The 11697-nt window shown below is 40.4% G+C and carries 9 protein-coding genes; 1 reads left to right on the forward strand and 8 read right to left on the reverse strand.

Features of this window, described 5'->3' with window-relative positions:
* The first annotated feature begins 72 nt into the window (after positions 1 to 72).
* Complete coding sequence (locus tag FNW02_RS33190; protein ID WP_191761776.1) at positions 73 to 306, forward strand: hypothetical protein; 234 nt, start codon at positions 73 to 75, stop codon at positions 304 to 306.
* On the opposite strand, the gene FNW02_RS33195 is transcribed toward FNW02_RS33190, so the two are convergent.
* The 8 genes from FNW02_RS33195 to FNW02_RS33230 form a co-directional block, all read right to left on the reverse strand.
* The gene (locus FNW02_RS33195; protein WP_191761778.1) at positions 303 to 1091 is read right to left on the reverse strand and encodes a hypothetical protein; all 789 of its coding nucleotides are present in this window, start codon (positions 1089 to 1091) and stop codon (positions 303 to 305) included. The two genes, FNW02_RS33190 and FNW02_RS33195, sit on opposite strands and share 4 nt — an antisense overlap.
* A gap of 207 nt (positions 1092 to 1298) precedes the next feature.
* A complete protein-coding gene (locus FNW02_RS33200; protein ID WP_191761779.1) occupies positions 1299 to 4265 on the reverse strand; it encodes a DUF3854 domain-containing protein in 2967 nt (988 codons plus the stop codon).
* Positions 4266 to 4756: 491 nt separating this feature from the next.
* Entirely contained in the window at positions 4757 to 5236 is a 480-nt protein-coding gene (locus FNW02_RS33205; protein ID WP_191761781.1) for a hypothetical protein, read from the reverse strand.
* 153 nt (positions 5237 to 5389) lie between these two features.
* A complete protein-coding gene (locus FNW02_RS33210; protein WP_191761782.1) occupies positions 5390 to 7096 on the reverse strand; it encodes a type IV secretory system conjugative DNA transfer family protein in 1707 nt (568 codons plus the stop codon).
* 113 nt (positions 7097 to 7209) lie between these two features.
* Positions 7210 to 8526, reverse strand: a complete 1317-nt coding sequence (locus FNW02_RS33215) for a hypothetical protein (protein ID WP_225226088.1) — start codon at positions 8524 to 8526, stop codon at positions 7210 to 7212.
* Positions 8444 to 8989: a hypothetical protein gene (locus FNW02_RS33220; RefSeq protein ID WP_191761784.1), complete on the reverse strand. Its 546-nt coding sequence runs from the start codon at positions 8987 to 8989 to the stop codon at positions 8444 to 8446. The genes FNW02_RS33215 and FNW02_RS33220 overlap by 83 nt, the downstream gene beginning before the upstream one ends.
* Entirely contained in the window at positions 8986 to 10587 is a 1602-nt protein-coding gene (locus FNW02_RS33225) for a TrbI/VirB10 family protein (RefSeq protein WP_191761786.1), read from the reverse strand. Before FNW02_RS33225 ends, FNW02_RS33220 begins: the two co-directional genes overlap by 4 nt.
* Positions 10588 to 10772: 185 nt before the next feature.
* Positions 10773 to 11558 carry a hypothetical protein gene (locus FNW02_RS33230; RefSeq protein WP_191761788.1) on the reverse strand — a complete coding sequence of 262 codons (786 nt, stop codon included), beginning with the start codon at positions 11556 to 11558 and terminating at the stop codon, positions 10773 to 10775.
* Between the last annotated feature and the right edge of the window lie 139 nt (positions 11559 to 11697).

Here is an 11697-nt window from a genome sequence, read left to right on the forward strand (position 1 = left end):
TTATGCATAACTATAATTAATTTCTTTTAATTCCTTTTCCCCTAACCCTTTACCCTTTCCCCAATAAAAATAATGCCCAAACCAAAAGTTTTACTGGATCTCCTAGAGAAAGCCGTAGAAATCGCTATATTTATTGGCTTAATTATTCTAGCAATTTATAAATTTGATATAGATGTTATGGAAGCAACATTTTATTTGCTACTAGCAGCGATTATTTCCCCTTTCTCCAAAATCGACAAGCCAGCAAAGCGCACGCTGCTGACCTGTGGTTTTATCGGTGGAATCTTGATTGGCTATTTTCACTAATCCCCAATCTCTGGCCCTTTGTTTCTTTGATTAAGTCGCTTTTGTTGCAGGCGTGATTGTACAGATCTCTGTTGTTGCTGCTGGTCAAGGTCAGTGATTTCTTTGACTTCTTGCTGTGAAAGATTATCTTGCAAGATATTAAATTCTTTACCACTTTCTTTCTCGGCTTTGAAAGCTGGATTCGTTTGTGTGACTTGTGGATTGCTACGCTCGACGCTGACAACTTGTTTATTGTCTTGTATTTCAAGCTGGGTTTTATACCCGTTGACATCATATCCACGGATTTGATTACCCAGGCTCTTACCCTTGGTGATAATATTGTCCATCACTGTTCTGATAAAAGACTTTTTCAAGTCATCTGGTGAGCGGACTTCTAGAGGTGCTTCATTTTGCCTTTGAGTCTTACCCAAAGATTTCTCTCGTTCTTGAATTCGTTGTTGAAATTGCTCAAGCTGAGACAGCACACTTTGCTGTTTGGGCTGAGTATTCTGCGGAGATTCTACTCCAAATTTGTTCAAGTACTGAGAGAGATATTTTGTTTTTAGTTGCTGTTTATATTCTTCAAGGGGTTGACCTTTAGATAATAGCTGACCTAATTCTAAAGTTGCTTGTTGTAACTCTTGAGGAGATTTTTGGAGATGATTCGCGTCAACTGTATTAACTTTTTCTGAAGATTTGGATTCTTTTAGTATTCGGTTAAGTCGGGCAATCATCATATTATCTGAGATGATCCCAGGATTCATCTCTCTTATCTTTTCTAAAGTTGAAGATTTTCTTTCAGGCATAACTATTATTTATGAAGAGGATTAATAGAAGTTTCAGCAAAGTATAAGTAAGAATTCAAGAGCCAGAATACATCCATCAGAATAATAGAAGAATCAGGAATTAAATTGATTCGTGAATGTACTTCTAATATTAAACCTCCTATGAATTCTGACTTCTGAATCCTGTTAGCGATAGCGGGGCGTTTAGCCCGTCCTGAATTCTTACAATTATAACTCGATATCACGAGATTTACGCTGATTACTTGATTGGCGTTTAGGAGAAGATTGTAAAGGAGACAGACAGCCAAGTGCTGCATTGAGTTCAGTTGCAGAGGAATTAATAGGTGGCAACTTCTTGCCACTGTTTAAACTATTAGCCATCTCAATAAAAATGGACTTTTCTGATGGAGAAATTTCCCAAACTCTGATTTTTCCAGACATGGTTTCATTCTGGTAGTTATCTATTTTTACTATCAGGTCTTTGCTTTTTTTAAGAGAGTTAGTACTTCGGCGGTAAACCATCAAAGAGGTGTTATTAGTCACAAAAGTGTACGCCTGACTGTGATAAATTCTGCTGCCATCATTTTGTGTTGTTCCATATTGACTCATAAGTTCTTTAATAGTGCGTCCCATATATCCACGATTTTGGTTGTGTTCTTTTTCTTTTGCCTGAGATTTAGGCTTTGATGTAGAAGCAAAATCATTATTAACAGAAGAATTAGTATTATATTTGTTTGTAGATTCAGGCGAAGTATAACTACTAAATTGTTGTTGCACAGAGTCCGAATATTCTAACTGTACTCTTTTCGCAATTAATCTGAGATTATTCATATCCTCTTCATTAACTTTCATGATCTGAGTTTCATTAGTATTCCTGTCAATCTGGACAGCAACTCTTTCTAGCCCCTGATTATCTTTTTTAATTAATTTAATAGATGAATGACCTGTTTGCTGATTAACCTCAGACTTAATCCTGTATTCGCCTACTTGTAAATGCTTGCTGCCTGCTGTCTCCAAAATAGTTGTAAGCAGTTGTGATACCTCTAATACTTCCAAATTCTTGATCACCTTTTGAGTCCCTAAAGGAGCAAGAGAACCAAGGTTGCGATTCAGTGTGATGGCATCTTCATAAAATGAAGGTAATTCGTTTGAGTTAGCGACATTTAAAAATTCTTGTCGCTCTACCGAGAGCATCTTCAAAGGAGGTTTAATAATTTTAACTTTATCTTTTTTATCAACTTCAAACTGCATTAAGGGAAAACTAAAGTAGCTCTCTTTCTCATCTACCGCACGGTGAATGCTGATTTTATCCCGGAAAATTCTAATGCTGAAAGCTTCACTCCTGTAAACGAGACTGCCATCATCTTCCTTGCCTCCATACTGGTCAACCAGTTTTTTAGCAGTCAGAGCAATCTGTTTATTCTCTTTTTGCAGCAAGAAACTTCTGGGAAGATTTTGAGCATAGTTTGGCACTTGTCGCTGCCCTGCCCAGTATTTTGGAAAGTTAACCTGAGTGTGATCATTCTTATCATTAGAAGCTTCTAAATCAGCGGCAACTATTTGAGACTCAACAAAGCCTTTTGATAGTGGTAAATTCTCTTGTAGCTTCTGTGTTAATGTATCAATCTCAGCAGAGTTTAACTCAGCCGGGTTAGACGTAACAGTGCCATCAGAGAGTTTCTCGTAAAGGTTGATTTCTCTACCGTCTTTAAGGGTGATTATGAATCTTAAATCAGGTGGTGGATTTTGCTGTTGCCACTGCTGCAAGGGTAAGACTTCACTCATTACTTTTTGGTAAGTCTCAGCCCCATGAGCGACAATCAAATCGTCAATGCCTTTTTCTGGGCCTGGTAATGAAACTACACTGACTTTGACCTCGGCAGCTTCGAGCAACTTTCCTGTTTGTGCTAGAGCTGCAAACACACTTCGTTTTGTCTTAGCCTTAGTTTCGTAATCAAAACAAATTTTAATGTCACGCCCTGGTGTAGCGAATACGGCGAACTCTTCACGTAAATGGGGAGTAATAGGATTTTTTTGCTGATCATAAGAGCGATAACCAGCGTTTATTCCCGGCAGTCCAATCGCTGCATCACCTTGACTTAAGATGGCCGCAGTTTTCTTGGCTCCTTCGGTAATAGTAATCGGGATATTATGTTTCCATACACAGTACCAAAAACCGGATTGGCGATCGCTCGCTGATGGGTTAACCCCGGCTTTAGAGTAGACTTTGTTAGCGATTTCATCCGGTACTTCCAGTAAAAAAATGCTTAGTTCATCTTTGTAAGGATGTTCATATTTAGTAAATTTACCAATTTTTTTCCGATCTGGTCTGGGACTATCAGGTTTGTAACAACCCCAAAGCTTGTTCGGTGGAGTTTGTCCGGCTGATAAACCAGCAAAAGAGCGGGGATCTACTCCTCCATTACACCACCAACCATCAGTTGTATCAAGGAAAGAGTATATTTTTAAAGTTTTATCAGTCAACTGTCCAGCATTCTTGCGCTCTAGCTTGTTGCTGTACATCAAATATTCCCAAGATTCATGGCTTTGTTCTATTGGGTCATGGTGTAAGCTAGTAAAGTTGCGCTTGGCAATCTCAGGAGCAATAGCGCTTTTGTCTACCAATTCTTGCCAGTGTTTTGGATCAATATGCTTAGAAGCCTGTGGCGTATTGGTTTTAGACTGTTGTGCCGACTGTTCAAACTGCTGTTGTAAATTTGTAGGTGTTTCTTCGGGCTGTTGTTGTACGGTAGTGATTGGGATCTGTTCCGATGACGATTGTGCATTAGTAAGTACTTCAGAAACAGTGGCATTCGTGACTGTTTCTTCTTGAGGCTCTTGTGCAGTAACATTGGTAGATTGTTCTGATGCTGCTGAAGGCTGTGCAGTAGTTGATACATCAGAATTCACTAAATTTTCTTCGTCAATTTCTACCTCTGGTTCATCCTCTTCTTCATACCAGTCATGATCCTCATAATCAATTTTCTCCCAAGAATACCCACCCGATTCATTGGGCTTCAAAACATAAGTATCATCACCAATTTCAACATGAGCAAGTTTGTCCCACTCGTACTGTAAACGCTCTACTGATGCTTCAATCACAGGGATCAGTGCATTTAAAATCTTGAGAGTCCTTTGATAATCCTCTCTGTCGAATATTGTAGGATTGAGGGAATTCAAACGTTCATCAAACATAGAATTAGGGGTGTAGGGGTGTAGGGGTGTAGGGGTGTAAGGGTATAAGAGTGTAAAGGAAATAATTAAGAATCAAATAATAATACTTACAAATCTACCCTCCTCCCCTACACCCCTGTTCAAAAAGGGTGTGGCAGTTGCATGGTGGTGAGCAAAGAGAGCAGGGGGAGCAGGGGTGGTCAGGGGAGGCAGGGGGAGCGAACCTCTGTGTTAACGCAGAGGCTTCAAGCAAGGACGTATTGTTCCTTGCGCTACGCCAGAGCGAAACAAGTGTTTTTGTTTTTTTTCCTTTTTAAAAAGGAGGCTTCCAACCATTTGCGGAGGGTATCCCCCCCCCAGCTTCCCCTGCTTCCCCTGCTTCCCCTGCCCTCCTTTTCGGTCAGATGTAGAGAATACTGGCCAAGAATTGAATTTACAATCAAGAAATGAGCTTTTTTAGTAGGTGCGATCGCTATTCCCCTACACCCCTACACCCCTACATCCTTATACCCTCACACCCCTGATTTTATATAGAATTTGGATTCGGCAATATTGATAATATCTTTGTACGCTTTATACAAAATTTCGTACTGTATCCATTGTGCGCCTAAGCATTTCAAATCAATGACTTGAGTATTAGAGATGACGCGATTAAAGATAATATCAAACTCTACATAATTGCGCCTAGCTGCTAGAAAAACTATATATTGTAAGTCGTGCCAGCCAATACCTTGAATATATCTCTGGATGATTTGCTCATAACATTTTTCATCGATAATTACTTTCAGACGCCAGAAAACAACTTTAACGTGTATACCCACTTTTTTTAGTAAAGGTCTGAGGCTGGACTGTCTAGAGAATGTCTTGACAATCCCAGTTGTACTCGCCAGAATATTTACCATGTTTCCCAACAGTCTTTTTTTAGTTTTATCTAATTGATAAATGTCTCGAAAATCAGTGATCGCAAATTCCTTGATTCTAGCTCTCACCACACCTCCTACAAAATAATAAGAAGTCAGCAGTCAGGAGTCAGGAGTCAGAAGTTAGAATAGCTTTCTACAGTTAGAAAATAAATTATTGCTTAATTACTTTAATTTAATGTGTAGGTTTATTCTGAATTCTGAATTCTGGATTCTGGCTTCTGATTATAAAATTGACTTTAAACTATCAACAGGTAACGCTTGCACCCCAGCTTCTACAGGATCTTGCGGAATTGGTAATCTCCGGTCTACCTGTTGAATCCTGATATCTAAATCCCGTTGTGTAGGAGGTCGTTGAGTACTACGTCGCGCTAGAGTGTTAACTAATTTCCCCCAAGCCTGTTGGTTATATTCGTCAATATCTATTACAGATTGAGGAATTTTAATAGTTTTTAAGAGTGGAATTGACCCTTCCTTCTTGTTTGCGTAGGCTGGATTAATGAAGACACATTTCCCCGCTGGCAGTTTTAAGAACTGGGCTGACTCAAACAGCTTTCTAGTCTTTTCTTGCTCACTAGTAGTAGTACTAGGTTTTCCTCCACCTGTTGAGCGGCTTTTTTGTTTGTACTTGATTTCTTCATCTCCCAGAAAACTGGAGAATAACTGTGCAGATTCATTTTCCCCAGGATTAAACACGAACTTAGTACCACAAGCACCAAGGATAGTTTTCGCTACTTCCTTACCGTAGTTTTTCTCTAACTGGCCCATATTCTGCCAACCGAGGATGCCACAGAAACCCTCACTTCGGGACTCGTTGAGCCATCTGAATAAATCAGGTAGATATATCGAAGGCAATTCGTCTAATCCTACTATCAACGGGTCTTTCCTTTTTTTGGCAATATTCCGTGCTACAGTCATGTGTAAAATGCTGGTCATTAGTGGAGAAACTGCATCCCGACGCTCTCTGTCCAAACCAAAGATAATCATTTGCTTACCTTTGATTTCTAAGGGCAGCGTTGTTTTCCCAACAAAACAGCCGAGCGTGTTCTTCGCCATAAAGCGAGTGAACATTAACGATGCTGTGGCAGTAATCCCTGCGACTGTCTTCTCGCTAGAAGCCGAACTAAATAATTGACCAAAAGCAATCCGAATCCACGGATTTAAACTAGCAGCCATTAGTCGGTCAACCATTCGTTCACTAGAGAGAATGGCAGCGGCGGTCATGATGTCTGCATACTCACCGAACTCCTTAGTTAGCATCAAAACCGCTTGAGTGAGCTGGTCGCCGGATGGCCCGAAGAATCCATCTTCATTGGAATTGTTCAAAATGCGGAAGTTTTTATTGATGACTGTTGCCAATTGACGTGCTGTTTCCGCATCTCCTGAATCTCTCAAAAAGTCTAAGGGATTGCAGACTTCTGATTCAGGGAACCCTGGAGCAAAAATGTGGACATCATAGCCCATCTTTTTGGCATAGGCTGCAATCTTCGCTTGTGACGGGTATTTGAAATCGTAGAGTAATATCGGATACCCCTGTGCGATCGCATCATAAATCATCGGGTTGATCGCACTGAAAGTCTTGCCGCTTCCTGGTGCGCCAATTGCAGCTGTCCCTCTTTGCACATCAGGAATATAAAAGCTTTCACCAATACGCAAAGTAGCACTATCACATTTAGGAGATTCAATTTGTCTGAGCGCCTTTTTCTTAGCTGTGTCTATTTCTTTTTTTCCTCCCCAGTAGCCAGTAGCAAGTTTCTTTTTAGCACCATCGCCTAAAACTACCTTCATTAATAAATAGACTCCTAACATCCCCAGGAGCGCTAACCCGTTAGGAGTAAACAGATGATGAGTATATTGCCCAATATCATCTTTAGGATTTTGCAACTGGTCAAAGCGAAAGGATTGATTGGTTGTTGCTTGATTTTTAGTCATTTTCTATGAAGAAGGGTAAGGGGGAAAGGTTAAGGAGGAATGGTAAAAAGCTTTTTGGGGACAGTGGGCGAAATAATTTATCCCTTTAACCTTTACCCTTTCCCCAAGAGTGTTTATGGGACAGTAGAGGGACTTCCAAAGATAATTGGGTCTTGTTCACGGTAAGAAATGAATGGTACAGGGCCAATAAAATAAGGAGTGCAAGTACGACCTACAAAAGGAATAGTTTTACAAAACCTAAAAAACATCGCAGTTTGCATTTCTCCTTTTGCTTCATCTATATCCCATACCACTTGCTTGAAAGCAGGCCCAAAGGGATGGCGACCTGTTGGTTCTTTACCATCATTGACCGCCTTCAAGATGCCGAAACCACCTTCTACCTCTTGTACTTTGCCAGAGATCCATTGCGCTCCAGTAGTTCTGCCTAGCCCGGACATCTCAGCGTGAGCGCAGTTATTTTGATAGCATGGGACGTTAAAGCCTTCTTGATAACTGCCAGAGATACTGCGAATACGGTTAGCTTCGATATCTCGCAGTACTAAATCGACTTTGCCAATAAATGAAAGGTCAGGATTTGGTAGAGCAGGAAACTCACTCCAAGGTAAGTCTCTCAACCCTGGAACAAGTCCAATCACAGTATCTTGCCATCTATCAAATTTATCAATCGAGGCCGACTCAATTCCAGGAATAGATGTAAGTTGATACTTTGATAAATCAACGGCACTTCCCAACTCAACCTCATTCAGCTTGGGATTGTTGAGGGAATTACCAATTGTGCCACCAGGAGAAACACCGACTCTTATATAAGTGTCGTAGATTGCTTTAATGCTGGCTGGTGATTTATTTGTGAGTGTAGGGATAGCCTTGACTAAAGTGGGGATAGTTTGTGTTTTAATTACACCAAAATCAGACAGTTTCAAACTGTTTAAATCTATGTCCAGTAATTCTGATATTTTTGATAAGTTAAGTTTCTCAATTGAGAACTGGGCATCTTCAAAGTCCCCAAGTTCCATGAAGTCTGCAATACTTTGTCCAGCACTCCAAATTCTGGTTTCTTCCCCTCGGTCAGTGGGGTAACTAACACTGCCGCCTTCGCCCATAATCATGTCACTAAATTTCAGGCGTGACCAATCAGGAACAAAACCGCTGCCGGAATCAACCACCGGAACTTGAGCTGAGGCACTAGGCATAAAATAAGCAATCGCCTGATTCAGGATTCCATACCTCCAAAAAGCATGAAGGAAAAGAACGATCACTAAACCAAAGAATATTAAATAACGTAGCTTATCGTCTCTTTGTTTCCTCAACTGCTGTTTAGTAGATTTTAAATCAATCGCCTGGATATATTTATTTAGTAGGTAGCCTAACATTAGGTAATGCGCGTGGTCGTCTGGAGTTAATCTTGATTGGCGCTCTTGGAATTGAGTCATAGGAAATATCACCCTCTATTGCTATTTGACTGTATTCAGGTTTTCCAGCAGCAGCAGTTACTTGGAAGTGGTAAGCTTTACGTCTACCGTCTGCTGCTTGAGTAATGATCGTTAGGTGTGTTGACTTTGATTGGGGTAGTCCTGGGATATTAACTTTTTGGATGCGTCGCAAGTGAATCAGTCCGGCTCCAGAACTTTGGCAGTTAGGATTAATTCCTTCTAAACAACCATCAGTATCAATCAAGATTTGGGAGGGGTCGTCAATCCAGACTCGCTTGACTACCTCATTGACTTGATAGAATGAGATGCTTACTCCGTTGCCATTCCAAACTTTGATGGTTTGTACAATTGCAGTACTACCACTGGCTTGCGATTGTTTAATGGTACGGACTACAGGTGAGGCAACCGCTCTTAATGGCATCAAGCAAATTCCGGCAAGAGCAAAGATAATTAATTTATTCACGGTAATTCCAAAGTGCGATTCACCATAAACGTAATTTTCGTTCCCTTGGGGATGTACCAGATGTTGGGACGAGAAAGGATTTCTTGAGTAGAAGTTTGGCTGCGTTGATCAATAATCTCACCAAGTTTGCCAAAAGCCCCTTGTAAGAATGCCCCGCCAATATTACGTCTAGTGTTTGAAGTCACGTTAGTACTGAAAGTGCCAGCAGCAGAGTTAATAACGCTACTACTAGAATCCGATTGATTGATAATTTCGCCTACTTTGCCCACACCACTGACTAAGCCAACAGTTAAGTCCTGTCCTGCGAGTTCTCCACCTTTGTCCTTAAAAGGTTTAGCGACTAATGGATTTCCTCCTTCTCCTAATAAGGAGATCGCATCCTTAGCAATTGGGTATTCTGTATTGTCTTTAATGATTGAAGTAACTTGTGCCTTAACATAACTAGCACCATCTACAGAAATTACGGAAACTGCAACCAGTGTTCCTCTTGCAATTGCCACATCCCCATAGTTGTCATACAAATCTTGAGTTAGCTTTGCTAAGTAGCGGGAGGAGTTAGAATCTGACTGTCTAGTTGAGCCTCGTTCTATTGCCTGTTCTTTGACTAAAGGCGTCATCAATACACCATCAGCAAATTGTCCTACTACTAAATAGCGATTTGTTGTGATTGAATTGTTGGCTGAAGCATTATCAGTAGCAGCAATTAACTCAGCAGACTTTTGTATCTTTGACCAACGAGGGCGAATTTTTTCAATGCTGTCATTTGGCTCAATACTATTTGATGATTCGGAAAATAAAGGTTCTTTAATCTCACTGCCAGCAGATATTTTTTGAGATTTAACTGGCTGGCTGTAACCAGAGCCAATCTGATTTTTTGAGAGTGTATTGTTGTTTAAATCAGTAACATTACTAGCATAATTTATTTTCCCGAAGGAACCTAAGCTTCGGAGTCGGTTCAGTTCACTAATTGGATCTGCCGCTGGTTTTACTGTGGCTATTGGCTGAGGTCTAGCAACAGAATAATTGCGTGGAGGAGTGGCAATTGCTCTAGGTGGCGGTGAATAATTCCTTTGTACATAGCGCGGGGGTGGTGGAGGAGATGAGGCAACTGCCACATGGCGGGAAATAGGAACTTCTTGTGGTTGTGTTGAAGGCTTCTCTGTTTTTGTAAGTTGAGACTTATTTTTTTGGCTATCAATTTTGTCTAACTCTTGAGCTTGCTTAGCAAGGGCTAACTGTGCATAAACATCCCCATCATTTTCTGATAATGCTTGCTCTGTTGATTGATTAACAGTTTTAGCTTCTTCTTTTTTAGCTTGATTTCCTCCATTAATAATACTGTTGAACAGCATGAAGAACACTAGGAAACCACCCCCTAATGGAATACCAACCATTCCTAATCTTGACCAAGGAGAAGTAACAACTGTATGTTTAGTTATTGGCTCAGCGTCATCTTGATCATCTTCAAATTCCCGGTTGACATCTAATGGCAGATGATTATTCACTATTGATTGAGTCTCTTCATCATCTAACCTTAGTATTTCATCTACGGTTGACGAATTATTTTCGTCCGAAAAATGTAGATTATTAATTGTCATAAAGAAAGAATTCAGTAGTCAGAATACAGAATGGGCTAAACGCCCCGCTACCGCTAACAGAATTTAATTCTGTATTACTGGTGGACAACGAGCAAGTTGAAGAAGAAACTAGCCTAGGATTCAAGATTTAGTAGTCAACAAGTATTTTTATTCTGACTTCTGACTTCTGGCTCCTGACTCCTGTTTCATTTCCTTTCGCCCAGATTTAAATCAACAACTTTTGTAATCTCTAATCCAGGGGCGCGAATTGCATAGATTTTCTTGGCTAAGTCTGTAATATCTTTAGGGGGAGTTTGGGGAGTAGTAATTGATTCCACCGTCACAGTTTTGTTGAAGGGAATACCGCTTCCGGCATTTTCTCTTTTTTGAAAAGTGACAAGGGTGGCTACTAAATCAACCTCCCATTGACCAGATTTTATCTTGCGTGGCTCTGAGATAAATCTAGGGATCAGCGATACTTGCATATCACCACTCCATACATCTGTTTTAGTCATTGTTGCTAGTTTTTGTAAAAAAGCAGCGCGAAAGTTCTGCTTTTCTGAGAGTGCAAAAGCTGCTTCGTAAGCTTTAGTTGTTACCCGATAAAGTCTATTTAATTTTCCACCGCTGACCTCCACACCTGGATCTGGTTTTGTGACTGGCTCCCCTTTCTGGTTGAACGTTTGCATCAAGCCATCCCAGCTAAACATTCTAATTAATGAGTCGGACACAAATTTTTTAATTACCTCACTAGAACGCTCTGTTGGATCTACAGCAATTGCACTAATTGTTTCTCCTGATGATAGTTGTACTAGTGAGGGCATTTGATTTTTGATTAAAGAGCGAGTCGCACCGTAATTTAAAATTTGTAATAACAAAGATATCAACGCCATCGAGAAAGCTGCGGTACAAAGCAAGCCCACACCTGTCGGGACAGATACGCCCATGCTTAAAAGTTTTAGGCGTTCTTTTTTCGGCTTTGCATTTAACATCTAATTAAATTCGTAAGGATTCAGGTCTAATATTGCGGAAGTAAAGAAGGGCAAGACTGAGAATTATCAGAATCAGCAATTAGAGCCTGTGCAAAAAAATCAATCACAGACCGACCTTGACGGCGACAAGTTTGCACCA

This window comes from Komarekiella delphini-convector SJRDD-AB1, from assembly GCF_014831675.1.
GTDB lineage: Bacteria > Cyanobacteriota > Cyanobacteriia > Cyanobacteriales > Nostocaceae > Komarekiella.

Coding starts and splice junctions, on each gene's coding strand:
- FNW02_RS33190 (WP_191761776.1), top strand. CDS start 73: ATGCCCAAACCAAAAGTTTTACTGGATCTCCTAGAGAAAGCCGTAGAA.
- FNW02_RS33195 (WP_191761778.1), bottom strand. CDS start 1,091: ATGCCTGAAAGAAAATCTTCAACTTTAGAAAAGATAAGAGAGATGAAT.
- FNW02_RS33200 (WP_191761779.1), bottom strand. CDS start 4,265: ATGTTTGATGAACGTTTGAATTCCCTCAATCCTACAATATTCGACAGA.
- FNW02_RS33210 (WP_191761782.1), bottom strand. CDS start 7,096: ATGACTAAAAATCAAGCAACAACCAATCAATCCTTTCGCTTTGACCAG.
- FNW02_RS33215 (WP_225226088.1), bottom strand. CDS start 8,526: ATGACTCAATTCCAAGAGCGCCAATCAAGATTAACTCCAGACGACCAC.
- FNW02_RS33225 (WP_191761786.1), bottom strand. CDS start 10,587: ATGACAATTAATAATCTACATTTTTCGGACGAAAATAATTCGTCAACC.
- FNW02_RS33230 (WP_191761788.1), bottom strand. CDS start 11,558: ATGTTAAATGCAAAGCCGAAAAAAGAACGCCTAAAACTTTTAAGCATG.